Here is a 25006-nt window from a genome sequence, read left to right as displayed (position 1 = left end):
GCCCGTCGGTGTCGAGGGCGCCGAAAACGGCTAGCGAAGCGTGGTCGTTTTCGGCGCCCTCGACACCGACTCAAGGGGCGGAATGCCAGCCGAGCGGAGCGAGGCCATCAGACACAGTGCTTCGGGCGGCGGAGGCCGGCCGCCCGGAGACGGGCGGCCAGCTCACGCGACGGCAGCAGGGTGGCGCCCAGCCAGAGCGCGCTGGGGAACCGGAACTCCGGGATGTCGTAGTGGTCCCGGTCGAAGGCCCGCCGCGGCGAGCCGAGCATCTCGGCGAAGACGTGCAGCTCGTCGTACGAGACGTCGCTGACCAGGTGCGACCAGAGGCAGCCGCGACCCGGCCAGAGTGGCTCGTCGACGAGGATCAAAGGTCGATCTCGAGCAGCGGCTCCCGCCGGTCGGCGGCCAGCCCGCGGACGTCCGGCGCCCCCATCCGGGCGGCGTCGGCGGTCTCGTCGTCCGGCTTGGTCTGCGACTGCCGCTCGGCGGTGACCCGGGCCAGGTAGTGCTCGATCTCCTTCTGCCGGACGGTGGCGTCCCAGCCGAGCGCCTGCCCCATGATCTCGGCGGCGTGCGCGGCCGACTCGGTGCCACGGTGCGAGGTCTCGATCGAGATCCGGGTCCGCCGGGTGAGCACGTCGTCCAGGTGCAGGGCGCCTTCGGCGAGAGCCGCGTACGCCACCTCGGCGGCCAGGTACTCCGGCGCCCCGGCCAGCGGCGCGGCCAGCTCGGGCTGGGCGGACATCATCGCCAGCAGGTGGACGGTCAGGGTTCCGTACCTCTCCAGGAGATGCTCGACCACCCCCGCGGTGACGCCGTGCCGCCGGGCCGTGTCGTGCCGGTCCCGCCACGCGGCGGCGTAGCCGTCCGCGCCGAGCAGCGGCAGCTCGGCGGTCCGCGACGGCCGGGCCGGACCGCCCAGCCGGCGCACCGCCCGGTCGATGACGTCGGCCGCCATCACCCGGTACGTCGTGTACTTGCCGCCGGCCACCAGCAGCAGCCCCAGCATCGGCTCGACCACGGCGTGCTCGCGGGACAGTTTCGAGGTGGAGTCGGCCTCGCCGGAGAGCAGCGGCCGCAGACCGGCGTAGACGCCCTCGATGTCGTCGGTGGTGAGCGGCCGGTCCAGCACCGCGTTGACCTGGTCGAGCAGGTAGCGGATGTCGCGGGCGGAGGCGGCCGGGTGGGCCCGGTCGAGCTGCCAGTCGGTGTCCGTGGTGCCGATGATCCAGTGACCGCCCCAGGGCAGCACGAACAGCACCGACGTGGCGGTCCGCAGGATCAGGCCGGACTCACCGGTGATCGCCGAGCGGGGCACCACGAGGTGCACCCCCTTGGAGGCGCGGACCCGCAGCCCCGGCCGGACGCCCACGTCGTTGAGCATCTGCGACATGTCGTCGCTCCACACGCCGGTGGCGGCGACCACCGTGTGCGCCCGGACCTCGAACTCCTCCGAGCCCGGGGCCTCCAGGTCGCGCACCTTCACGCCGACCACCTGGCGGGCCTCGCGCACGAAACCGGTGACCCGGGCGCTGGTCACCACGGCGGCGCCCAGGCTGGCCGCGGTCCGGGCCAGGTTGACCACCAGCCGGGCGTCGTCGACCTGGCCGTCGTAGTAGCGGATGGCGCCGGCGATCCGGTCGGCCCGCAGGCTGGGGAACAGGTGCCGGGCGCCGTCGCGGGTCAGGTGCCGGTGCAGCGGCATGCCCCGCCCGGTGCCGAAGATCCCGGCGAACGCGTCGTAGGCGGCCACACCGAGCCCGTAATAGCCGCGCTGCCAGGCCCGTTGGGGCAGGCCGGCGCTGGGCAGCGGAACCAGGATCGGGACCGGGCGCACCAGGTGCGGCGCGAGCCGGGTGGCCAGCAGGCCGCGCTCGGTCAGCGCCTCGTGGACCAGGTGCAGCTCCAACTGCTCCAGGTAGCGCAGGCCACCGTGGATCAGCTTGCTGGACCGGCTGGACGTGCCGGCGGCCAGATCGCGCGCCTCCACCAGGGCGACCTTGAGGCCGCGGGAGGCGGCGTCGAGCGCGGCGCCGGCGCCGGTGGCGCCGCCACCGACCACCAGGACGTCGAACTGCTCGTCACGCAGTCGGCGCAGGTCGGCCGCGCGCCGGATCGGGGACAGACGGCCGGCCGAGTAGCGGGAGACGGAGGGATCACGCATCCGTCCCAGGTTAGCCCCCACAGGCGTCGCCCAGGCGAGGGAATATCTCCGGCGTACCCCTTCGCGCAGAAGGCCGGAAGGCGGCCCGCCGAAGCGGACCGCCTTCCGGTTGGTTCTGATGGACTCAGAAGTCCATGTCACCGCCGCCCGGGGCGCCGGCCGGAGCCGGGGTCTTCTCGGGCTTGTCGGCCACGACGGCCTCGGTGGTGAGGAACAGCGCGGCGATCGACGCGGCGTTCTGCAGCGCCGAGCGGGTCACCTTGGCCGGGTCGATGATGCCCGCGGCCAGGAGGTCCACGTACTCGCCGTTGGCGGCGTTGAGGCCGTGGCCCGCCTCGAGGTTGCGCACCTTCTCCACCACGACGCCGCCCTCGAGGCCGGCGTTCACGGCGATCTGACGCAGCGGGGCGTCGAGCGCGACCTTGACGATGTTGGCGCCGGTGGCCTCGTCACCCGACAGGTCCAGCTTGTCGAAGGCGGTCTTGCCGGCCTGCACCAGCGCGACACCACCACCGGGCACGATGCCCTCCTCGACGGCCGCCTTCGCGTTGCGAACGGCGTCCTCGATGCGGTGCTTGCGCTCCTTGAGCTCGACCTCGGTGGCCGCGCCGACCTTGATCACCGCAACACCGCCGGCCAGCTTGGCCAGGCGCTCCTGCAGCTTCTCACGGTCGTAGTCGGAGTCCGAGCGCTCGATCTCGGCGCGGATCTGGTTGACCCGGCCCTGGATCTGCTCGGCGTTGCCGGCACCGTCGACGATGGTGGTCTCGTCCTTGGTGATGACGACCTTGCGGGCCTGGCCCAGCAGCGACAGGTCGGCGGCGTCGAGCTTGAGGCCGACCTCCTCGCTGATGACCGCGCCACCGGTGAGGATGGCGATGTCCTCGAGCATGGCCTTGCGACGGTCACCGAAGCCGGGGGCCTTGACGGCGACCGACTTGAAGGTGCCGCGGACCTTGTTGACGACCAGGGTGGCCAGGGCCTCGCCCTCGACGTCCTCGGCGATGATGACCAGCGGCTTGCCGGACTGCATGACCTTCTCGAGGATCGGCAGCAGGTCCTTGACCGCGGAGATCTTGCTGTTCGCGATGAGGATGTAGGGGTCGTCGAAGACGGCCTCCATGCGCTCGGCGTCGGTCATGAAGTACGCCGAGATGTAGCCCTTGTCGAAGCGCATACCCTCGGTGAGCTCGAGCTCCAGGCCGAAGGTGTTGCTCTCCTCGACGGTGATGACGCCTTCCTTGCCGACCTTGTCCATGGCCTCGGCGATGATCTCGCCGACCGTGGAGTCACCGGCGGAGATGGAGGCGGTGGAGGCGATCTGCTCCTTGGTCTCCACGTCCTTCGCGAGCTGCGAGAGACCCTCGGAGACGCTGGCCACGGCGGCCTCGATGCCCCGCTTCAGGGCCATCGGGTTCGCGCCCGCGGCGACGTTGCGCAGACCCTCACGGACCAGAGCCTGGGCCAGGACGGTCGCCGTCGTCGTGCCGTCACCGGCGACGTCGTCGGTCTTCTTGGCGACCTCCTTGACCAGCTCGGCGCCGATCTTCTCGTACGAGTCCTCGAGCTCGATCTCCTTGGCGATGGATACACCATCGTTGGTGATCGTGGGGGCGCCCCACTTCTTCTCGAGAACCACGTTGCGGCCCTTGGGCCCGAGGGTCACCTTGACCGCGTCGGCGAGCTGGTTCATGCCGCGCTCGAGGCCCCGGCGAGCCTCCTCGTCGAATGCGATGATCTTGGCCATACGGCGTTGTCCTCCCGGACATCCGCGGCGCCGGGCCTCATCAGCCCCGCTCTCCGCACTTTGAGGAAGTCTGTGGACGTCACCACCTGGCGATGTGACGTCCTCAGGCCGAGCCGGATAGCCCGCGACGACCGGCTCCGTGCCCCGATGCCGATGGCAGCATCGTGACCGGAACCCCACCGTCCCGACCTGTTGGCACTCAGCATGCGCGAGTGCCAATCACTTGTTTAGCACTCCCCGATGGCGAGTGCAAGAAACCCCATCTTCCCGCGAAACCCCCGGGGCAGCCCCGGTTTCCGTTAAGGATCTTGAAAGCCCAGCTCAGCGGGCTCTCCGGACCATGCGGACCGCTCCGGAACCGACGTGACGAGCGCCGCAACCGCCCAGCCGACGGTGAGGAACCCCGACAGGACGGCGAACGCCGACAGCCTCAGCACGATCACCGTGGGCATCGATTCCTCCGTGGCGAACGGGATCGCGAACAGCATCGCCGCGACGGAGAAGACCTCGGTCAGCGCCGTGATGAGGAAGGCGGCCACGATCAGCGCCGTCAGGTCGCGGCCGGGCCGCACCGCCGGGAACCCCGGCGCCGGCAGCAGCCGACGGGCCAGCAGGCCCACGCCGATCAGCATGACGACGTCACCGGCGATCGCCACCACGATGAGCGGGTCGAGGCCGACCTGGCCGACCGCGAACTCGAGGCCCGCGTCCAGCATGTTCTTCACCGTCGAGACGAGCGCGGCGAGAATCCACAGCAGCAGCGCCCGGCCCACGGTCACCCGCCGCCGGGACAGGACGGCGATCGCGATCAGGGCCACCGTCACCGGGACCTCCCCGGCGAGCGGCGCGACCACCCAGCGGGTCAGGGCCGACGCCGGATCGAACGACGGCATCGGGCCGAAGCCCGGAATCAGGGACAGCCACGCCCACGAGTACGCCAGCGCCGCTGCGCTGGTGAGCAGCACGGCCACCGCGATCCCCCACGGGCGGGCGCGCAGCAGCCGGACACCGGAAAGCCCCTCGGGCCGATCGTTCATCGTCGAATCATGCCGTAGCGCCGCCACTCGGCTTCACGACAACCCGGTTGCCGACCGGGGGCCGCGGCGGTAGGGATTACCCATGGAGAACTGGGACGTACGCCGGGTCACCCCGGAGGACGCCGGGCGCATGCGGGCGCTGCGGCTGGAGATGCTGGCGGACAGTCCCCTCGCCTTCCTGGAGACCCTGGCGCAGGCGGCGGCCCGGCCGCACGAGAGCTACCGGCAGCGGATCCGGCAGTCGTCCGAGGGGTTCGAGACGGCCCAGTTCATCGCCGACCCGGGTGGGCCGCTGATCGGGCACGCCGGCGGGGTGGTGCTGCCGGACGAGCCACACTGCACGGTGATCTTCGCGGTGTACCTGACCCCGGCACACCGGGGCGGCAAGATCCTCGGGCAGTTGATCGAGGCGGTCGCCGACTGGTCGGTCGCGGCCGGGCGGGACGAGCTGATGCTCGAGGTGGTGTGCGGCAACGGGCGGGCCGTCCGGGCGTACGAGAAGCTGGGTTTCGCCGACACCGGGGTGCGCCTGCCGCATCCGACCGTCCCGGTGCTCACCGAGCTCCAGATGCGACGGCGGGCCTGATGGCCGGGCGGGGGTGGCACGTGACGCGCACGGTCCTCACCGCCCTGAACGGGACGACCGTCATCGGTCTGCTGATCGCGCTGTCCACCGGGGCGCGGGTCCGGCGGGGCCGGCACGGCGTGCTGATCGCCGAGAACTACCGGCTCCGGGTGCCACCCGCGACCTGCTTCACGGTCGGCTCGGTGATCATCACGAAGCGCACCGCCGAGTGGCTGCTCGCCGAGGAGCGGGCCCGGCTGCTCGCCCACGAGAGCCGGCACGCCGGCCAGTACGCCGTCCTCGGTCCGCTGTTCTGGCCCGCCTACTGGCTGGCCTGCGCCTGGTCGATCGCGCTCACCACGTCCTACGGGGTGCGCAACTGGTTCGAGAGGAACGCGGGGCTGGCCGACGGGCACTACCCGGAGGACCTGCCACTCCGGCCGTGGGCACTGCGAAGGCCGTGGGCACTGCGCATGTTTGGTCGGGAGGACGGACGCACAACGCCTCCGGGCACGTAGCCGTAATGGGTCAGCGCTGGATCGTTGGGACCCTCGGAGATTGTCGCCAAGCTCAGGTGAGGGGCCTCGTACGGCGTCGCGTCCTCCCGCAGAGAGCATCCTGCCCATCCGGAGATCGGAGTGCAAGTCCTCGGAGGAGGTATTTCTCGACAACCGGCTGATCGCCGGTCACGCAGTGTTATCCGAGCAGGCCGGCCTCGCGAGCACCACGCAGCGACGGCTTGATCGTGTGGGTCGGTCCAACCTGGCCGGCGACCGCGTCGAGGGTCTTCAGGCCCTCACCGGTGTTGTAGACGACCGTCTCCTTGGTGGGGTCCAGCTTCCCGCTCTCCACCAGCTTCTTCAGCACGGCCACCGTGGTGCCGCCGGCCGTCTCGGCGAAGACGCCGGTGGTCTCGGCGAGCAGCCGGATACCGGCCCGGATCTCGTCGTCGTTCGCGTAGTCCATCCAGCCGCCGGTGCGGCGGACCGCCTCGATCGCGTACGGCCCGGCGGCCGGGTCGCCGATGTTCAGCGACTTGGCGATGCCGGTCGGCTTCACCGGGGTGATCACGTCGGTGTCGGCGTGCAGCGCCACCGCGATCGGGTTGCAGCCCTCGGACTGGGCGCCGAACACGGTCCAGCCGCCCTCCGGGGCCTCGGCCAGTCCGATCTCGACCAGCTCGGAGAACGCCTTGTCCACCTTGGTGAGCAGCTCACCGGAGGCCATCGGGATGACCACCTGGGCCGGGATGCGCCAGCCCAGTTGCTCGGCCACCTCGTAGCCCAGCGTCTTGGAACCCTCGGCGTAGAACGGGCGGACGTTCACGTTCACGAACGCGGTGTCCTCGAACTCGTCGGTCTCCACCAGCTCGCTGCACAGCCGGTTCACGTCGTCGTAGGAACCCTCGATGGCGACCAGGTCACCGCCGTACACCGCGGTGGTGATGATCTTGCCCGGCTCCAGGTCGGAGGGGATGAAGACGATGCTCGGCACACCGGCGCGGGCCGCGTGGGCGGCCACCGAGTTGGCCAGGTTGCCGGTCGAGGCGCAGGAGAACCGCTGGAAGCCGAGCTGCTTCGCGGCGGTCAGCGCCACCGAGACGACCCGGTCCTTGAACGAGTGGGTCGGGTTCTGCGAGTCGTCCTTCACCCACAGCGGGGCCTCGAGACCGATCGCGGCGGCCAGGGCCGGGGCGCTGACCAGCGGGGTCATGCCGGGGTCCAGGGTCACCCGGGCGTCCGGGTCCTGGCCGGCCGGGAGCAGGGCGGCGTAGCGCCAGATGTTCTGCGGGCCCGCCTCGATCTGGGCCCGGGTCACCCGCGCGAGCGCCGCCTCGTCGTAGGCGACCTCGAGCGGGCCGAAACACTCGTAACAGGCGTGCTGTGCGGCCAGCGGGTACTCCGAGCCGCAGGCACGGCAGATCAGGCCACGAGCGGGCGAGGAGGAGGTGGCGGCGGGCGCGTCGACGACAGACGTCATTCAGAGTTTCCTCTCATCTTTCCCCGCGGCGACCTGCCGGAACGGGGACGGAATTAGCACCTGCCACGTCGCTGCCTCGTCATCGAGAGTCATGCGCGGTGGTTGCCGGGGCTTCGTCGGGCCGTATCCCTCTGCCCCTCTGGATGAGGTATTCAGTTGTTTCCCACACCTTACGACGAGATCCCGCCAACACCACACGGAGTTCCCGAGGTGTGAGCCACCTCCTGCCGCGGCCACCCTGCCTCGGTCGCCCCCACCCCCAAGATCAAACCTCGAGGTCGCAGCGGGGTGGTGGGTACAGACCGCTGCTCCCGCCGAGGGCCCGGCGGGACTCGCTGGCCGCTGGCGCGTCCAGAACGCGAGCCCCACCGTGCGACGTGCGTGAGCGGTTGCGCCCGAAAACCCCGCTCTCATGAGCCGGCGGCGGGGGACGGCCTGGAGGGCCGCCTGGAGTGGCCGCCCCGGGTCACGGGACCCAGCACTTCCGTACCGGAAAGGGGTTCAGGAAGTGATGTCTTTTCGGGTGAATCGGTAGAAGGCGATCCCCCAGAACAGCGTGGCGTAGACGACCGCGGAGATGGCACCCTTGGCCAGGTCCTCGGTCTGGACGGGGGTGGAGAGCAGGCCCATCCAGGCGTCCGTGTAGTGGGTGGGCAGGGCGTTGCGGACGTCGCCGAGAGCCTCGATCTGGTCCAGGATGCTGGACAGGATCCAGAGCAGCACCGCGCCGCCGACCGCGCCCAGGGCGGCGTCGGTGAGCACCGACAGCAGGAAGGCCAGGCCGGCCACCACGAGCAGGGTGGTCGCCAGGTAGGCGAGGATGGCGAGCAGCCGGAGCAGGCCCTCGGCGGGCGGGATCTCGGCGGCGATCGTGCTGCCCAGCGGGGACCAGCCGTAGCGGAGCGTGCCGATCAGCAGGCCGGTGCCGGTGAGCAGCAGCAGCGCGACGAGCGAGTAGGCGGCCGCGACGGTCAGCTTGACGCCGAGCAGCCGGGCCCGCGGGACCGGAACGGCCAGCAGATAGCGCAGGCTGCCCCAGCTCGCCTCGCTGGCCACCGTGTCGCCGAAGAACAGCGCCACCACCACGACCAGCAGGAACCCGGCCGAGACGGCGAGGCCGAAGAGGGCGAAGTTCAGACCGCCGGAAGTGGCCAGGTCGGCCATGCTGCTGAACGCGCCGCCGCCGTCGCCGTCCTCGTCCGGGCCGCCTCCGCCGCCGAACTCGAAGGCGGCCAGGATGATCAGCGGCAGCAGCACCATGAAGCCCAGCGCCAACTGGGTGCGCCGGCGCGACGCCTGGCGGCGCACCTCGGCCCAGATCGGCAGGGTGCGCGACGGCCGGTACCCCGGGGCGGCCTCCAGCGTGCTCATCGGTCTCCACTTCCTCGCGAGTTGTCGCCGACCAGGGCCAGGAACGCGTCCTCCAGGCGGCGGCGCGGCACCAGCCGGTCCACCCCGATGCCGGCGCCGACCAGCGACGCGACGATCTCCGAGCGGGCCGTCCCGTTCATGTCGACGATCAGGCCGTGTGTGCCCTCGGCCTGGACCGAGTGCACGCCCAGGTCCTCGAGGATCCGGGTGGCGGCCGGCACGTCGGAGACCTCCAACTGCACCGACGGCGACTCGCCGACGATGTCGCCGACCGGGCCGGACGCCACGATCCGGCCCTTGTTGACGACGACCGCGTGGGTGCAGGTCTGCTCCACCTCGGCGAGCAGGTGGCTGGAGACGAGCACGGCCCGGCCGTCGGTGGCGTACCGCTGGAGGACGCGGCGCATCTCGGCGATCTGCGGCGGGTCCAGCCCGTCCGTCGGCTCGTCGAGCACCAGCAGCTCGGGCAGGCCGAGCATGGCCTGCGCGATGGCGAGCCGCTGCCGCATGCCGTGGCTGTACTTGCGGGTCTTGCGGTGCACCGAGTCGCCCAGTCCGGCGATCTCCAGCGCCTCCTCGAACCGGGCGTCCTCCCACGGACGGCCGGTGGCCTGCCAGTACGCCTGGAGGTTCTGGTAGCCGCTCAGGTGCGGCAGGAAGCCGGGGCCCTCGACGAGCGCGCCGACCCGGGACAGGATCGGGGCGCCGGGGACCAGCCGGTGCCCGAAGACGAAGATCTCGCCGTCGGTCGGCTGGGTGAGGCCCATCAGCACCCGCAGCGTGGTGGTCTTGCCCGCGCCGTTCGGGCCGAGCAGGCCGACGACCTGCCCGCGCTCCACGGTGAAGCCGATCTCCTGGACCGCCACGAAGCCGTCGCCGTAGGCCTTGCGCAGCCCGCGCACCACGAGCGGGGTGTCGGCGTGCTCGGCGACCACCGCCACGTCCCGCCGCCGGTGCCGGATCCGGCTCACCACGAGCAGCAGCACCAGGCCGAGCAGCACGGCCGCGATCACGCCGGCCAGGACCAGCCACCACAGGCTGCCGGGATCGGCGATCGGTGTGCCGGTCAGCGTCGGCAGGGTCAGCTCCGGCTCCACCGCGACGGTGTACGTGGCCGGCTGGGCGGGGGTGAGGAACGCCTGGTCGGAGGTGGCGACGGTGACGCGTACGGTGTGACCCGCCTCGATCTGCCGGACGATCGCCGGCAGCGTCACGGTGACCGGCCGGGCCTGGGCGATGTCGGCCGGCAGGCCGGTGAGCCGGACCGGCGCGACCAGGCCGGCGCTGAGCGTGGCCGTGCCGTTGGCGTCCACGTCGTAGAGCTTCACGAAGACGACGGCCTCGCCGGTCGGCGACGCGGCCCGCAGCCGGACCGTGGGCGACCCGGCCACGTCGGCGGCGGCGGTGAGCGGCTCGGACTCGAAGACCGCGTGCTGGCCGGCCACGTCCAGGGCCACGTTGCCGCTGAGCAGCGAACTGAGCCGGCCGGTGAGGCCGGGCATCGACGAGATGGCGCCCGGGTTGCCGTTCGGCGGGTTGGCGATCGGCTGCGCCGATCCGGAGAGCGGGACCCGGATGCTTCCGGTTCCGCCCAATCCGGGGTACGCGTCCGCGGAGTAGCCGTTGGTGACCAGCCCACGGTCGAGCGCGCTGAATCCGGCCACCTGCGACCAGGTGAAGTCGTCGCCGGGCGCCTCGCCCTCGCCCTTGAGGTAGTGGTCGAGCCACTGCACGGTCAGGTATTTGAGCCGGTCGGAGTCGGAGGTGGGCCCCTCGCCGCCGTCGTGGCCGCCGGTGAACCAGGCCACCCGGACCGGGGTGCCGGCCGCGGCGATGCCCGTCGCGTTGGCGTCCGCCTCGGAGAGCGGGAAGAGGGTGTCGACCGCGCCCTGGATCAGCAACGCCGGCGCCTTGATCTTGTCGAGGACCGTGGCCGGGCTGGACTTCCGCAGCAGGGCCAGGGTGTTCTCGTCCGGGATGCCACTGGTGGCCATCTGGAGGTAGGCGGCACAGACGTCCTTCGCGAACCGGCCGCACGCGGGATCCTCCGGCTGCTGCCGCGGCGGGCCGCCTCGTTCCGGAGAGGCCGTCCCGTTGCCGAAGAAATAGCCGGCCCAGCTCTTCTTGAAGACGCCGGCCGCGTCGGTGTCCGCCGACTGCGGGACCAGGGCGGTGCCCAGGTCGTTCCAGGTGATCGACGGGACGATCGCGTCGACCCGCCGGTCCTGGCCGGCGAGCAGCAGGGCGAGGGCCCCGCCGTACGAGCCGCCGACCACCGCGACCTTCGGGTCCCCGGCGCCGTCGGTGGTCACCTCGGGCCGGGCGGCCAGCCAGTCGAGCAGCCGCTGAGCGTCCTTGACCTCGTGGTCCGGGCTGTCCAGATGGATCTCGCCGGTGCTGCGGCCGAACCCGCGGGCGGTGTAGGCCAGCACGGCGTAGCCCTGCCCGGCGAGCGCCTCGGCGTCCTCCCGGACGGTGTCCTTGGAACCGCCGAAACCGTGCGCCAGCAGGACCGCCGGCACGTGGGCGTCCCGGTCGGCCGGCAGGTAGAAGCGGGCGTCCAGTTCGACGCCGTCACCGGACAGCCGGAGGTCCTCGGTCGTCCAGGCGTCCGGCGCGGGGCGGACGGCCCAGACGGCCACGGCGGCGAGCACCACGAGGGCGGCCACCGCCGGGACGACCCGGCGCCGGTTGAGCCGGGGCAGCGCGCGGCGCAACCCGGTGGTCAGGGCAGACATGGCGCACACGCTAGTAGGAAACCCCTGAGGTGGGGCTGAGGGTTCTCTGGGAAAACTCTCAGCATCCCCGGCGGCCGGCGAAGACCTCCTCGACGGTGGTGGTCCGGCCGGCGGTCACGGCGGTCGCCGTACCGGCGGTGAACTCGACGAGCATGGCGTCGGCGCCGTCCACGACGAGCCAGCCGGTGACGCCGTTCGCGCCGGTGACCGCCCGGCCGGCCGGGTACGCGGCCCGCACGTCGGCGAGCGTGGCGCCGATCGGAGCCGTGGTGGCGGGGCTGCCGACCCGTACCCGGACCAGCTCGCCGCCCCAGAAGTCGACCTCCGGCGTACCGGGGAAGCCGCTCGCGCTGCCGCAGCCGTCCGGTGACAGCCCGGCGACCAGCCCGGCGTCGGTGACCTCCTGCTGGGTCATGCCGATCCGGAAGGGTCCGTACCCGGCGGGGCTCATCTCCATCCGGCCGGTGGGGGTGGGCGCCGGCGGGGGCGGGCCGAAGCTCTCCGGCGGCATGTCCAGGGTGGTCCCGGGGGCGGCGGCCGGGGACGCCGAGGGCGGCGCCGACGGTGTGGGCGGGTCGTCGGTGCACCCGGACAGCAGGGTCAGCGCCACCGTCACAGCGACTAGCGGTCTACGCCTCATCAAATGGACTACCCCTCGGCGGATAGCGTGGACGAACCAGATGGCCCCAGACATTCCATCGGAGGCACGCGCGGTGGCTGATGATCTCACGCTGACGGTGACCCTGCGCCCCGCTGCGCTGGATGCGCGGCGTGGAGTCGTGCGGTTGCATCCGGAGGTGATGGCGGCGCTGGATCTGCGTACCGGTGATCCGGTGCGCCTCACCGGCGAGCGGACCACCGCCTGCCTGGTCGCCAGGGCCGAGGCGGCTTCCGGCGGAGGGCTGCTGTACGCCGACGACCTGATTCTGGGCAACCTCCGGATGCGGGACGGCGGCGAGGTCACCGTCACCCCGATCCCGGTGGTGCACGCCGACCGGGTGACCCTGTCCGGGCCGCCGGAGGTGGTCGCCGCGGTCTCCCCGGAGATGTTGCGCCTGGCCCTGCTCGGCAAGGTGGTCAGCACCGGCGACGACGTCTCGCTGCTGCCGCAGGACGTGGTGCCGGAGGCCGGGAACCGTCCGCATCTCGAAGCGGCCCGGCGCAGCCTGGCGAACCGGGTCGGCTACGGCTGGACCAGTGCCCTGCTGCGGGTGACGGCGGTGGCCGGTGCGGATGCCTCCCTGGTCACCATGAAGACCGTGGTCACCTGGCAGGACGGCCCGGGCACCGCTGCGGCCGGCCCGGTCGCGCGGGTCAGCGCCGAGACGCCCGCTCCGGCCGTCCCGGAGGCGCCTCCGCCGAACCTGGACGACCTGCCGGGCCTCCGCACCCAGGCCAAGGAGCTGGAGGAGCTGCTCGACCTGGGCTTCCACCACCGGGAGGTGCTGACCCGGTTGGGCACCCGGGTGACGCTCGGTGTCCTGATCTCCGGGCCCGCCGGGTCGGGCAAGTCCACGCTGGTCCGGGCGGTCGGCGGCGCGGTGGGCGCGACGGTGCGCACGGTGTGGGCGCCGGAGCTGGCCGCGCTCACCAACAACGCGGCGGCGGCCCGGCTGCGTGAGCTGGCCGCCGAGGTGCGGACGGACGACCCCGCCGTGCTGCTGTTCGTCGACGTGGAGGCCCTGGCCCCGCGCGAGGAGCCCGGGCCGATCTCCACGGTGTTCCGGCAGGTGCTGGCCGAGACCGTGGCGGCCGGCACCGCGGTCGTCTGCACCACCAGCAAGCCCGAGTCGGTGGATCCGGCTCTGCGCGCCCCCGACCTGCTGGCCGTCCAGTTGACCGTGCCACTGCCGGACTCGGCCATGCGGCGGGAGCAGCTGGGCGTCCTGACCCGGGGGATGCCGCTGGCCGAGGACGTGCGGTTGGACGAGGTCGCCGGGCGTACCCCCGGTTTCGTGGCCGCCGATCTGGGCGCGCTGACCCGGGAGGCCGGGGTCCGCGCCGCGCTGCGGCAGAAGGACGCCGAGGCGCCGACCGTGGCGATGGCCGACTTCGAGGCCGCGCTCGACGTGGTCCGGCCCACCTCGATGGCCGAATCGACGCTGGAGGTGGCGGCCGTGACCCTCGACGACGTCGGGGACATGGTCGAGGTGAAGCAGGTGCTCACCGAGTCGGTGCTGTGGCCGCTGACCTATCCGGACACGTTCGCCCGGCTCGGTGTCTCGCCGCCGCGCGGGGTGCTGCTCTACGGTCCGCCCGGGTGCGGGAAGACGTACCTGGTGAAGGCGATCGCCGGGACCGGGAAGGCGAACGTGCTGTCGGTGAAGGGCGCCGAGCTGCTCAGCAAGTGGGTGGGCGACAGCGAGCGGGCGGTGCGGGAGCTGTTCCGCCGGGCCCGGGAGGCGGCGCCGACCCTGGTGTTCCTGGACGAGGTGGACGCGCTGGCGCCGGCCCGCGGTCAGGGCAGCGACGGCGGTGTCACCGACCGGGTGGTGGCGGCCCTGCTGACCGAACTGGACGGTGTCGAGGACCTGCGCAACGTCGTGGTGATCGGGGCGACCAACCGGCCCGACCTGATCGACCCGGCGCTGCTGCGGCCCGGCCGGCTGGAGCGCCTGGTCTACGTGCCGCCGCCGGACGGCGCGGCGCGGGCCGCGATCCTGCGGGCCTCGGCCAAGGCGGTGCCGCTGGACGACTCGGTCGACCTGGACGAGCTGGGCGCGGAGCTGGAGGGCTTCTCGGCGGCCGACTGTTCGGCGCTGATCCGGGAGTCGGCCCTGGCGGCGATGCGCGACTCGCTGGAGGCGTCCACGGTCACCGCCGGCAACGTGGCCATGGCCCGCGAGCGGGTGCGGGCCTCACTGGACCCGGATCAGGTGGCCTGGCTCGCCGCCTACGCCGAGAGCCGTCAGCCCTGACGGCGGCGGCCGCGGGCCCGGGCCGAGCGCAGCCGGCGCAGCCGTCCGATCAGGACCGGGTCGTGTTCGAGAGCGGCCGGGTTGTCGAGCAGGCCGTTGAGCACCTGGTAGTAGCGGGTCGAGGAGAGGCCGAAGGTGTCCCGGATGGCCTGCTCCTTGGCGCCCGCGTGTTTCCACCACTTGCCCTCGAAGGCGAGGATCTCCAGCTCCCGGTCGGTGAGAGCGGACTCGATGGGCACGGGGGCGGCCGGCTGCTCACCGGTCGGTTCGGCGGCGGGCTGCATGGCGCTCCCAGACGGCATCGGTGACCACGGATTTCACGAGGGATCCTCAGCATAGGTGGCACCGAGGATCCCCGCAGACGCTACCTCAAGCGACCACCCGGCTACCGAGCGTCCGATTCGCCGACACCCGCACTCAGGCGGTGATCACGTCGACGCCCGCCTCCCGGAAGGCGGCCAGCACCGACGGCGGGGCGCCGGAATCGGTGACCAGGGTCTCGACCTTGGTGATCGGGCAGATCCGGGCGAACGCGTGGCCACCGAGCTTGGAGGAGTCGGCGATCACGACGACCCGCTTGGCCCGGGCCACCATGAGGCTGTTCATCGACGCCTCCCCCTCGTGGTGGGAGGCGGCGCCGAGCTCGACGTCCAGGGCGTCGACGCCGAGCAGCACGATGTCCAGGGTGACCTCCTTCAGGAGGGCGCCACCCAGCGGGCCGACCACCTCGAAGGACTGCGGGCGGACCACGCCGCCGGCCACGACGATCTTCATCCGCGAGCGCAGCAGCAGCTCGTTGGCGATGTTCAGGGCGTTGGTGACCACGGTGAGCTGGGAGCCCTCACCGCCGGCGTTGAGGTCGGGCCGGACCGCCAGCGCCCGGGCCACCTCGGTGATCGTGGTGCCGCCGTTGAGTCCGACCACCGTTCCGGGAGTGACGAGACGGGCCGCGGCCTCACCGATACGCTGTTTCTCGGCGGAGTGCTTGGCGCTCTTGTAACGCAGCGGCAGGTCGTAGGAGACCCCGTTGGCCACCGCGCCACCCCGGGTTCGGGTGATCATCTGCTGCTGGGCGAGCTGGTCGAAGTCACGCCGGATGGTGGCCTGGGAGACGTCGAGACGCTCGGAGGCCTCCTCGACGGTTACCCGGCCGCTCTCCGTGAGTAATTCGAGCAGGGCATTCCATCGCGCGTACCGGTCCACCCACCACTCCCCGATGCACGTTCCATGATAAGTGTGTGCACATTAGTGCGCGAAAGCCCTGGAAGCAAAGCCAAACATTGCGCGAAGGACCTTTGACGCTTGCCCCGACGACGGCCTCGTGAGCACAATAGCGCGCGAAAGTCCCGGGAACCGAGCGCTAATGCGCAGCATCTACCGGTGAGGAACAGACATGAGCCATGTCAAAGCGGAAATCGCCACACAACCGGAGTGCTGGCGGCAGGCGGCGAAACTAGCCGGGGCGCCGGGGCTGCCCCGCCGGGACGAGCGGGTGGCCGTCGTCGGGTGCGGGACCTCGTGGTTCATGGCCAAGTCGTACGCGGTGCTCCGTGAGCAGGCCGGCCACGGCGAGACCGACGCGTTCCAGGCGTCCGATTTCCCGTACGGCCGCCACTACGACCGTCTCGTCGCGATCACCCGCTCCGGCACCACGACCGAGACGCTGGAGGTGATGCGCACCGTCGGTGAGCGCACCCCGGTGACCGTCTTCACCGCCGACGCCGCCCAGCCGGCCGCCGAGATCGCGAACGAGACCGTGGTCCTCGACTTCGCCGACGAGAAGTCGGTGGTGCAGACCCGCTTCGCCACCAGTGTGCTGGCCGTCCTGCGGGCGCACCTGGGCCACGACATCGAGACGGCCGCCTCGGACGCCGAGGTCGCGATCCGCCTCCCGCTCCCGGTGCACCCGGCCCTCTTCGACCAGATCACCTTCCTGGGCCGGGGCTGGACCGTCGGGCTGGCCGAGGAGGCCGCCCTCAAGTGCCGGGAGACCGCCGGGTTCTGGACCGAGTCGTACCCGGCCATGGACTACCGGCACGGGCCCATCGCGATCGCCGGGCCGCGCCGGGTGGTGTGGGCGTTCGGCGACGTGCCGGAGGGCCTGGCCGGGGAGGTCGAGGCCACCGGCGCCGCCTTCGTGCACAGCCGCCACCACGGCGGGTACGGCTCGATCGGCCGCTGGGTCGGCGGGCGGGCCCCGCTGGACCCGATGGCCGACCTGATCCTGGCCCAGCGGGTGGCCCTGGCGCTGGCCACCACCCAGGGCCTCGACCCGGACAACCCGCCTCACCTGTCCCGCTCCGTCGTCCTCGGATAGGGCGCAGGTGAGCGAGAACGTCGTCGTCGCCCTGGACGTGGGCGGCACCGGGATGAAATGCGCCCTGGTCCGGCCGGACGGCACGGTTCACCACGAGGAACGGCACCCGACCCGGGCCGAGCGCGGCCCGCAGGCGGTCACCGAGACGATCCTGGGCGTCGCCGAGTCGCTGGCCGGGAAGGCCCGCGCCGACGGGCTCACCCCGGTCGCGACCGGCATCGCGGTGCCCGGCGTGGTCGACGAGCACAACGGTGTCGCGGTCTGGTCGGCGAATGTGGGCTTCCGCGACGTACCGCTGCGGGATCTGGCCGTGCGACGGCTGGGGATGCCCGCCGCGCTCGGCCACGACGTGCGGGTGGGCGCTCTCGCCGAGGCGCGCCTCGGCGCCGGGCGCGGGCGGCGGCACGTGCTGTTCGTGGCGATCGGCACCGGCATCGCCGGCGGCCTGGTGATCGACGGCGCCGGCTACCCGGGGGCGCACGGCGCGGCCGGCGAGCTGGGGCACGTCGTGGTCCGGCCGGGCGGCACGCCCTGCGGCTGCGGGCTGCGCGGCTGCCTGGAGGCGGAGGCGTCGGCCAAGGCGGTCGGGCGACGGTACGCGGAACTGTCCGGCGAACCCACCGCCACCGCCTTCGACGTCGCCACCCGGGCGGCCCGCGGCGAGGAACTGGCCCGCCGGGTCTGGCAGGACGCCGTGGAAGCCCTCGCGGACGGCCTGATCACCGCTCAGGCGCTCTACGACGTCGGCGTGGTGGTGCTCGGCGGCGGGCTGGCCGAGGCCGGCGACGACCTGCTCAGCCCGGTCCGTGCGGCGGTCGCCCAGCGGGTCACCTTCCACCGCTCCCCCGAGATCGTCCGCGCCGAACTCGGCGACGCCGCCGGCTGCCTGGGTTCCGCCCTGCTCGCCCTCGACTCCCTGAAAGAGAACTCGTGACCCGCATCTCCGGCCGGATCGTCACCCCCGGCACGGTCGTCCCCGGCCATCTCGACCTGGACGGCGAGACGATCACGGCGATCGTCCCGGACGACGCGGTCGGCGACGACGTGATCGTGCCCGGCTTCGTGGACCTGCACTGTCACGGCGGCGGTGGGCACACGTTCACCACCGGCGACGCGGGGGCGGCCCGCAAGGCGGCCGCCTTCCACCTGGGCCACGGCACCACCACGATCCTGGCCAGCCTGGTCAGCTCCCCGTTCGAGCTGATGCGGTCGGCCACGGCCGACTACCGGCCGCTGGTCGCCGAGGGGGTGCTCGCCGGGATCCACTTCGAGGGGCCGTACCTGTCGCACGCCCGCTGCGGGGCGCAGAACCCGGCGTTCCTGCGGGATCCGTCGCTGTCCGAGATCGCCGAGCTGATCGAGGTGGGCGACGGCGCGGTACGCATGATGACCGTCGCCCCGGAGCTGCCCGGCGCGTGCGAGGCGATCGGCCTGCTGCGGTCGTCCGGGGTCCTCGCGGCGATCGGGCACACCGATGCCACGTACGACCAGACGCACGCCGGAGTGGCCGCGGGCGCGACCGTCGCCACCCACCTGTTCAACGGGATGCGGCCGCCGCACCACCGCGAGCCGGGCCCGGTGGTCGGCCTGCTCTCCTCGACCACGGCGTGCGAGCTGATCGCCGACAACATCCACCTGCACCCGGGGATGCTGGCGTTCGCGGCCCGCACCGCCGGACCGGAACGGGCCGTGCTCATCACCGACGCGATGGACGCCACCGGCATGCCGGACGGCCGGTACGAGCTGGGCGGCCAGGAGGTGCTGGTCGCCGACCGGGTGGCCCGGCTGGCCCACAACGGCTCGATCGCCGGCAGCACCCTGACCATGGACGTGGCGCTGCGCAACGCGGTGGCCGCCGGCCTGCCGCTGGTGGACGCCGCCGCGATGGCCGCCACCACTCCGGCCCGGCTGCTCGGCCTGTCCGAGACGCTGGGCGCCCTGGTCCCGGGCCTACGCGCCGACCTGGTGGTCCTCTCCGCCGACCTGACGCTGGATCGGGTGATGCGGGCGGGCGCCTGGATCTGACCGGAGCCCCCACGGGATCCGGCCCAGCAGGCGGACCAGGACGAGGCCCAGGAAGAGCCCGGCGATCGAGTCGGTGAGCCAGTGGAACCCGGTGTAGACGGTGGTCACGAAGACGATCACGACCGGGGCCACCCGCAGCAGCAGCCACTCCCGCCGGGACAGGTCCCGCCGCAGCAGCATGGCGAGAAGCAGGCCGATCACCGCGAACCAGACGAGCGCGTTGGCGACGTGCCCGGACGGGTAGCTCATCGCGAGCTTCCCGGAAGCGTCCGGATTGAACATCACCGCCCGGTTCTCCAGCGGGAATCTCGGCGCGGCCCGGTCGAAGAAGACCTTCATCGGGCCGATGGTGCAGTAGGTGAGCGCGAAGGTGACCACGAACGGCAGCAGGGCACGGACCGATCGGGTACGCCAGAACAGCAACCCGGTCAGGATCAGCGTGACCGGCATCAGCACCTGACCGCCCTGGCCCAGGTAGTTGAACACCCGGGCGGTCCAGTACACCGGCGCCGGCTGGTGGGTCAGGGACCACTCGGCGATCCGCTCGTCCAGGGCGAGCAGGTGACCGTTCACCAGGGCGAGGGTCAGCGCCGCGAACCCGGCGAGCGCCGCCGCCTCCGGCCACCAGCTTCTTCGGATCTTGTCGTTCACCCCTACAAAACTAGAGGTACGTGCGCAACCTCCCGGCCAGCAGATCGCCCCGCACCCCGGAGTTCGGGCAGCCGCCGAAGTGGTGCAGCGCCACCACCCGGTTGGTGGCCCGGGAGATGACCGGGCTGCCGGACGAGCCGCCGGCCGTGTCGCAGAAGTACGAGACGTCGGAATGTGCCGCATACCCGGTGTAGTCGGGGTTGTCGACCGCACAGTTGCCGGCCGCCTCGCCCTTGCTGCCGGAGATCCGGGCCGGCTCACCGGACGGATGCTGTGGCACGTACAGCTCCTGGCCCTTGCGGGGCCGGACGGTGTCGAGGGTGAGGTAGCCGAACTTCTCGATCGACTCGAAGCCGGCGACCGTGAAGAGCGTGTAGTCGTACGTCTTGTCGGTGGCGAGCACCTGGTCGCCCCACACCTTGGTCGGCTTGAACACGTCGTAGCCGCCGCACTTGGCGCACTGGTAGTTGAACCAGACCTCGGTGTCGTACGCCTCACCGGAGGTGGTGAGGCAGTGGTTGTTGGTGATCATGCGGTTCTTGGCGCCGACCCGCCAGCCGGTGCACAGCTCGGTCCCGTTGATCAGCAGCCGGGCGGTCGCCTTCGACTTGGTGTAGGCCACCGGGTCCTTCGACTCGTAGCAGACCGCGTCGCTGGAGGTGTCGGTGCCGCAGACCGACTCCTCCCGGCCCGGCCGCGCGGCCGCCCGGCGGGAGTCGCCGCGGGCCACCTGGTCGATACCGATTCCGAGGTCACCGGTGATGTCGCGGAGCCCGAGCGGGTCGATCTCCCGGTGCACCTCGACGACCGCGGTGTCCCCGGTGATCGACATGGCCCAGCGGCCGTCCGGGTCGCTCTCGTCGTACCGGTAGGACTCGGTGCGCTCCGGGTTCGACACGGTCACGTAGTCGCCGGGCAGCATGGTCAGCCGGTCGAAGTGCACCTTGACGTAGGAGGCGCCGGGGTAGGCGAACTCCTGCCGCTTCGGGCCGCCCACGTTGCCCAGCAGGCGGTCCACCCGGAGCAGCTCACCGATGCGCTGACGGCCGGCGGATCGGGTGGTGGTCGATTCCAGGCCGCGGGCCCGCGCCGGGGCCGAAGACGAGGCCGAAGGCAAAATGTCCGGTTTGGTAACGGAGGCCGCGGTGGTCGGTGTAACGTGTGGGACGGCTCGCCTCCCCACCTCGGCCGGGGTGCTCCCGACCGGGGAAGGCCGGGCCGCGGAGAGCCCCACCTCCGAGGGCCGCACGCCGGCGCCCGCCGACACGACCGACCCGGCCGTGCCGACCAGGGCCAGCGCGGTGCACGTCCCGATGACGATTCCAGTCCTACGTCGCATGCCACTCCCGTACGTCGTCGGCGGTTTCGCACCTGTGTAACGAGCCACGTGCAAGCACGACGCGCCGCACGACCCGGCACACTTGTCACCGTGCGCATCACCTCCGCCCTCATCGACCCCGCGCTGCTGGATCTGCCGTGGCACATTCCGCTCGAGGACTGGCCGGCCGATCATCTGGTCGCGCTGCCACAGGGCATCTCGCGGCACATCGTCCGGTTCGTGAAGCTGAACGGCGTGGTCTACGCCATGAAGGAGACCCGGGAACGGATCGCCGAGAAGGAGTACGACCTGCTCCGCGCCCTGGAGCGGATCGACTTCCCGGCCGTGCAGGCGGTCGCCATCGCCACCGACCGGCAGACCAAGGAGGGCGAGCCGCTGGAGACCGTGCTGGTCACCCGGCATCTCCAGTTCTCCCTGCCGTACCGTGCGCTGTTCTCCCGGGTGCTGCGGCCGGACACCATGAACCGCCTGCTCGACGCGCTGGCCGCCCTGGTCGTGCGGATGCACCTGACCGGCTTCTCCTGGGGTGACTGCTCGCTGTCGAACACGCTGTTCCGGCGGGACGCGGGCGCCTTCGCCGCCTACCTGGTGGACGCCGAGACCGGCAATCTGTACCCGAAACTGTCCGAGGGGCAGCGCAGCGAGGACATCGAGATCCTCCGGCTCAACATCTTCGGCGAGTGCCTCGACCTGGAGGCCGCAGAGCTGCTGCACGAGTCGATCGACCCGGAGAAGGTGGTCGACGACATCGTGGCGCGCTACGAGCGGTTGTGGCACGAGGTGACGTACGAGCAGGAGGTGTCGAAGGACTCCCGGCACCACATCGAGCGGCGCATCCGGCGGCTCAACGAGATGGGCTTCGACGTCGCCGAGGTCTCCATGTCGACCTCGGACGACGGCGGTTACCTGGTCCGCCCGAAGGTCGTCGACGCCGGCTACCACACCCGGCGGCTGATGCGCCTGACCGGCCTGGACGCCGAGGAGAACCAGGCCCGGCAGCTGCTCAACGACCTGGACGCCTACCGGGCGGAGAGCCACCTCACCGACGAGCAGCAGGCCGCGCACCGCTGGCTCACCGAGGTGTTCGAGCCGGTGGTCCGCGCGGTCCCCGCCCACCTGCGCCGCAAGCTGGAGCCGCAGGAGATCTTCTCGCAGATCATCCAGCACAAGTGGCTGCTCTCCGAGAAGGCCGGGCGGGACGTCGGCATGGGCCCGGCGGTGCAGGGCTACCTGACCGACGTGCTGGTCAACAAGCCGGACGAGCAGGCCGTGCTGGGCGTCGAGGCGGAGTCACTGAGCGGCACGATGTAGCGGCGGGCTGGCCAGCTCGACGAGCGCGCGCAGCCCGCCCCGGCGGGCCACCACCAGAATCTCGTCGCCCTCGGCCAGCACCCGGCGCCGGTCCGGCACCCAGTCGACCCAGCCCTGGCCGGCCGCCGACATGCCGATCACCCGCGCCTCACCGGGGTGGTCGGCGTGCTCCAGCGGAGCGCCGTCCAGCAGGGACCCGGCCGACACGGTCACCGTCGCGACCATCACGGCGTGCCGGTCGACCGGGATGGTGGCGTGCACGTCGCGTTCCAGCAGCGCGGCCGCGAAGACCGGGGCGCACAGCCGGGAGACGCTGCGGGACGTGTTGATCTGGAAGGCCGACTCGACCCGCTGCGCGAAGTCGTCGTCGAAGAGCCGCAGCACCACCCGCAGGTCCGGCCGGGCCGACCGGGACTGCAACGCGGCCTGGAGGTTCACCACGTCGTCGGTGGAGAGCACGACCAGCGCCCGGCACGTGTCGATCGAGGCGGCCCGCAGCGTGGCCTCGGCGGACGCGTCACCCACGATCACCGGCACGCCGCGCCGCTGCGCGCTCTTGGCGCCCCGGGCGTCGGCGATGCGGTCGATCGCCACCACCCGGACCCCCAGGTCGGTGAGCTGGCGCAGCACCTGCGTGCCGACGTTGCCGAGCCCGACCAGCACGATGTGGTCGCGCAACTGCCCGGCGACCCGGCCCTGGGCGAGCGCCAGCCGGGCGTTCACCATGCCGTCCACCACGGCCGCGGTGATCAGCGGGATGATCGCCAGCCCGGCGATGGTCAACACCAGCTGGGCGGCCTGCGCCACCGGGTTGCGGTCGACCTCCACATCGGATGATCCGACCGCGGTCAGCAGGGTCACGTAGACCGACTCCCACAGGCCGTGCCCGCCCTTGTCGAACCTGGCCAGAACCAGACCGGCCACCAGCGTGGTGGCCAGCGTGATCAGGACCGCGAGGCCGAGTTTGCGGCTGAGCGCGGCGCGCAGCACCCGGCCGACGGCACGCAGCGGACGGCGGCGCCGGCCGGCCCGGGTGAGCAGGCGGCGGGTCACGTCCTCCCCGGCCGGGCGGCCGACCGCCTCGGCCAGCACCAGGTCCTCCGGCCGCGCCGAACCGGGCAGCGGGTCGTCCGGCAGGACGCTCACCTCACCCCGGTCGCCGGAGGTGGTCAAGGTGAGGATCACCTGTCGCTCCGCGATGTCCGCCCGGTGAGCGACATAGAGGGTACGGCCGGAGTGCCGGAAATGCGTGGGAGCCACCTCACCCAGCGCCGCCGCCACGAAGGCGGGCGCGGCCATCTCGGCGTCGGACAGCACCGCGCAGTCCGGGAAGAGCCGGAGCACGCTGTGTCCCAGCTCCCGGTTGAACATCCGCACCACGACCCGCAGCTCCTCCTCGACCTCGCGGGCGCACAGCGCGGCGTGCAGGTTGACCATGTCGTCCGGCATGACCAGGGCGAGCCCGGTGGCGCCGGTGAGCCCGGCCTCGCGGAAGGTCCGCTCGTCCAGCCGGTCGGCCTTGCGCCACTCCACCCCGCGGTCGGCGAGCGAGGCGAGGTCGGGCACGTCGGCCCGGATCCGGTGCGGAGTGACCACCGTGATCCGGATCCGGTGCCGGGAGTTGGCGAGTTCCTCGGCCAGGGTGAAGACCAGCGCGTCCGCGCCGCACAGCACCAGGTGGGGGCGCGTGTCCTCATCGGACTCCGGATGCTTGTGGATCTTTGTTGGCGGCACGGCACTCACGTTCACGAATCGTAGTCAGCCGGAACCTGCCCGTGGGGCCGGTCGTTGCCCCATCCGACACCTTATGTCCGACTTGGTGGGTATCGACCAGACTCATCGTCCGATGTGGCCAGGAGAAGATCAGTGCGCAAGTTGTGGTGTGCCGGCGCCCTCGCCGGTGGAATCCTCCTCGGGGCGACCCCCGCGTGGGCCGACGACACTCTCGCCCCCGCGGCCGACGCCGGCCCCGCCGCCCCGGCGATCGGACAGGATCCCGCGGACGGTCTCGGCGCCGCCCGGACCTCCCTGCGGAACGCCCTCGGCTACGCGCTGGACCCCACCAACGCCTGGCGGACCGCCGCCGACCCGCTCAGCGGCTCGCCCCTGCTCCAGGTGAAGCCCGGCCCGGGCGGCAACGCGCCCACCGTCGAGGACCACACGGACGGCCGCCGGAACACCAGGAGCGGCCGGCGGCTCCTGCCCGCCGCCGACGTCATCCGCGGCACCATGCCGGCGGCGACCCGGCGGTACGGCGGCTCCCCGTCCTCGACCCTCCCGGTTCCGATGAGCCTCACCGGGCTGCTGTCCCAGAACCTCCCCCCGATCACCGGGCTCGGCCCGGCCGGGGTGTCGCCGGCCGCGCCGCCCGCGAACACCAGGGTCCGCCGGCCCGCCCCCGACGAGCGCCCGTTCGCGCCGCGCCTGGAGCACGACAGGTCCGACTACGCGCTGCTCGGCGGCCTGGCCGGCGCGAACCCGGTGCGCATGCTCGACCGCGACATCGCCGACCTCCCCGGCGACGTGGCCGGCCTGCCCCTCGGCGGCGAGCTGACCGACCCGAACCCGGCCGACAAAAAGGTCGGTGACCCGAAGGCGGACGACCCGAAGTCCGCCCCCGAGGCCCCCGGCCTCGGATCGAACGAGGCGCCCAGCCGCCAGAAGGCGATCCCGGGCGACCCGGCCATCGACGACCCCCGCCTGCACGAGGAGCCGGTCGACGGCTTCGTCGACCGCAGCGCCGACTAGACGTCACTCCAGCGAGAGCGCGCGCCGCCAACGTCCAGCGGCGCGCGCGGGCCCCCGGGCCGTCCGGGGTGAGGTACCAGCGGGGCCGGGGGGAC

Annotated in this window: 21 protein-coding genes and 1 riboswitch; of the genes, 8 read left to right on the top strand and 13 right to left on the bottom strand. The window is 72.2% G+C overall.

The genetic code is table 11. The features are described 5' to 3' along the window. Positions 1-107 precede the first annotated feature (107 nt). The 4 genes from J5X75_RS23925 to J5X75_RS23910 form a co-directional block, all read right to left on the bottom strand. On the bottom strand, positions 108-368 hold the full coding sequence (locus tag J5X75_RS23925; protein WP_208469735.1) for a DUF4031 domain-containing protein: 261 nt from the start codon (positions 366-368) through the stop codon (positions 108-110). Beyond that, positions 365-2164, bottom strand: a complete 1800-nt coding sequence (locus tag J5X75_RS23920; RefSeq protein ID WP_208469734.1) for a glycerol-3-phosphate dehydrogenase/oxidase — start codon at positions 2162-2164, stop codon at positions 365-367. The genes J5X75_RS23925 and J5X75_RS23920 overlap by 4 nt, the downstream gene beginning before the upstream one ends. Positions 2165-2288: 124 nt before the next feature. Next, complete coding sequence (gene groL, locus J5X75_RS23915) at positions 2289-3911, bottom strand: chaperonin GroEL (RefSeq protein WP_208469733.1); 1623 nt, start codon at positions 3909-3911, stop codon at positions 2289-2291. Between the two features lie 299 nt (positions 3912-4210). Then, a complete protein-coding gene (locus tag J5X75_RS23910; RefSeq protein WP_208469732.1) occupies positions 4211-4948 on the bottom strand; it encodes a hypothetical protein in 738 nt (245 codons plus the stop codon). An 82-nt stretch (positions 4949-5030) separates the two neighbouring features. On the opposite strand from J5X75_RS23910, the gene J5X75_RS23905 reads away from it, so the two are divergent. Together J5X75_RS23905 and J5X75_RS23900 are read left to right on the top strand one after the other, a co-directional pair. Then, positions 5031-5534, top strand: coding sequence for a GNAT family N-acetyltransferase (locus J5X75_RS23905; RefSeq protein ID WP_208469731.1), 504 nt, complete (start codon positions 5031-5033; stop codon positions 5532-5534). Between the two features lie 20 nt (positions 5535-5554). Continuing rightward, positions 5555-6031 carry a hypothetical protein gene (locus tag J5X75_RS23900; RefSeq protein ID WP_307798227.1) on the top strand — a complete coding sequence of 159 codons (477 nt, stop codon included), beginning with the start codon at positions 5555-5557 and terminating at the stop codon, positions 6029-6031. Between the two features lie 178 nt (positions 6032-6209). Here J5X75_RS23900 and thrC read toward each other — a convergent pair whose 3' ends face one another. From thrC to J5X75_RS23880, 4 genes are all read right to left on the bottom strand, one after another. Further along, entirely contained in the window at positions 6210-7493 is a 1284-nt protein-coding gene (gene thrC, locus J5X75_RS23895) for a threonine synthase (RefSeq protein ID WP_208469729.1), read from the bottom strand. Positions 7494-7503: 10 nt separating this feature from the next. Beyond that, positions 7504-7643: riboswitch (SAM riboswitch) on the bottom strand. 351 nt (positions 7644-7994) lie between these two features. Next, a complete protein-coding gene (locus J5X75_RS23890; protein ID WP_208469728.1) occupies positions 7995-8864 on the bottom strand; it encodes an ABC transporter permease in 870 nt (289 codons plus the stop codon). Next, positions 8861-11602, bottom strand: a complete 2742-nt coding sequence (locus tag J5X75_RS23885; RefSeq protein ID WP_208469727.1) for an alpha/beta fold hydrolase — start codon at positions 11600-11602, stop codon at positions 8861-8863. The genes J5X75_RS23890 and J5X75_RS23885 overlap by 4 nt, the downstream gene beginning before the upstream one ends. Before the next feature lie 58 nt (positions 11603-11660). Next, complete coding sequence (locus tag J5X75_RS23880) at positions 11661-12242, bottom strand: hypothetical protein (protein ID WP_208469726.1); 582 nt, start codon at positions 12240-12242, stop codon at positions 11661-11663. Between the two features lie 40 nt (positions 12243-12282). Here J5X75_RS23880 and J5X75_RS23875 point away from each other — a divergent pair, with 40 nt between their 5' ends. Then, positions 12283-14520: an AAA family ATPase gene (locus tag J5X75_RS23875; protein WP_208469725.1), complete on the top strand. Its 2238-nt coding sequence runs from the start codon at positions 12283-12285 to the stop codon at positions 14518-14520. On the opposite strand, the gene J5X75_RS23870 is transcribed toward J5X75_RS23875, so the two are convergent. After that, on the bottom strand, positions 14511-14822 hold the full coding sequence (locus J5X75_RS23870; protein WP_238489039.1) for a DUF3263 domain-containing protein: 312 nt from the start codon (positions 14820-14822) through the stop codon (positions 14511-14513). The genes J5X75_RS23875 and J5X75_RS23870 overlap by 10 nt on opposite strands. Before the next feature lie 115 nt (positions 14823-14937). Next, complete coding sequence (locus tag J5X75_RS23865) at positions 14938-15723, bottom strand: DeoR/GlpR family DNA-binding transcription regulator (RefSeq protein WP_208469724.1); 786 nt, start codon at positions 15721-15723, stop codon at positions 14938-14940. Between the two features lie 190 nt (positions 15724-15913). On the opposite strand from J5X75_RS23865, the gene J5X75_RS23860 reads away from it, so the two are divergent. The 3 genes from J5X75_RS23860 to nagA are packed head-to-tail and all read left to right on the top strand — an operon-like array spanning position 15914 to position 18862. Beyond that, complete coding sequence (locus J5X75_RS23860; RefSeq protein WP_208469723.1) at positions 15914-16837, top strand: SIS domain-containing protein; 924 nt, start codon at positions 15914-15916, stop codon at positions 16835-16837. A 7-nt stretch (positions 16838-16844) separates the two neighbouring features. Then, entirely contained in the window at positions 16845-17771 is a 927-nt protein-coding gene (locus tag J5X75_RS44560) for an ROK family protein (protein ID WP_307798225.1), read from the top strand. Continuing rightward, on the top strand, positions 17768-18862 hold the full coding sequence (nagA, locus tag J5X75_RS44555; RefSeq protein ID WP_307798224.1) for an N-acetylglucosamine-6-phosphate deacetylase: 1095 nt from the start codon (positions 17768-17770) through the stop codon (positions 18860-18862). Before J5X75_RS44560 ends, nagA begins: the two co-directional genes overlap by 4 nt. On the opposite strand, the gene J5X75_RS23850 is transcribed toward nagA, so the two are convergent. Further along, positions 18788-19513 carry a phosphatase PAP2 family protein gene (locus J5X75_RS23850; RefSeq protein ID WP_208469722.1) on the bottom strand — a complete coding sequence of 242 codons (726 nt, stop codon included), beginning with the start codon at positions 19511-19513 and terminating at the stop codon, positions 18788-18790. The genes nagA and J5X75_RS23850 overlap by 75 nt on opposite strands. 10 nt (positions 19514-19523) lie before the next feature. Beyond that, complete coding sequence (locus tag J5X75_RS23845) at positions 19524-20852, bottom strand: trypsin-like serine peptidase (RefSeq protein ID WP_208469721.1); 1329 nt, start codon at positions 20850-20852, stop codon at positions 19524-19526. A 90-nt stretch (positions 20853-20942) separates the two neighbouring features. On the opposite strand from J5X75_RS23845, the gene J5X75_RS23840 reads away from it, so the two are divergent. After that, a complete protein-coding gene (locus J5X75_RS23840; protein WP_208469720.1) occupies positions 20943-22163 on the top strand; it encodes a DUF4032 domain-containing protein in 1221 nt (406 codons plus the stop codon). Here the strand turns inward: J5X75_RS23840 and J5X75_RS23835 are convergent. After that, positions 22143-23906: an NAD-binding protein gene (locus J5X75_RS23835; RefSeq protein WP_307798223.1), complete on the bottom strand. Its 1764-nt coding sequence runs from the start codon at positions 23904-23906 to the stop codon at positions 22143-22145. The genes J5X75_RS23840 and J5X75_RS23835 overlap by 21 nt on opposite strands. A 123-nt stretch (positions 23907-24029) precedes the next feature. On the opposite strand from J5X75_RS23835, the gene J5X75_RS23830 reads away from it, so the two are divergent. Further along, positions 24030-24911, top strand: coding sequence for a hypothetical protein (locus J5X75_RS23830; RefSeq protein ID WP_208469719.1), 882 nt, complete (start codon positions 24030-24032; stop codon positions 24909-24911). The last annotated feature ends 95 nt before the right edge of the window (positions 24912-25006 follow it).

Origin of the sequence: Actinoplanes flavus (genome assembly GCF_017592555.1) — a bacterium.
GTDB lineage: Bacteria > Actinomycetota > Actinomycetes > Mycobacteriales > Micromonosporaceae > Actinoplanes > Actinoplanes flavus.
The sequence above is the reverse complement of the archived record's forward strand: the minus strand, read 5'-3'. Positions and strand labels throughout refer to the sequence as shown.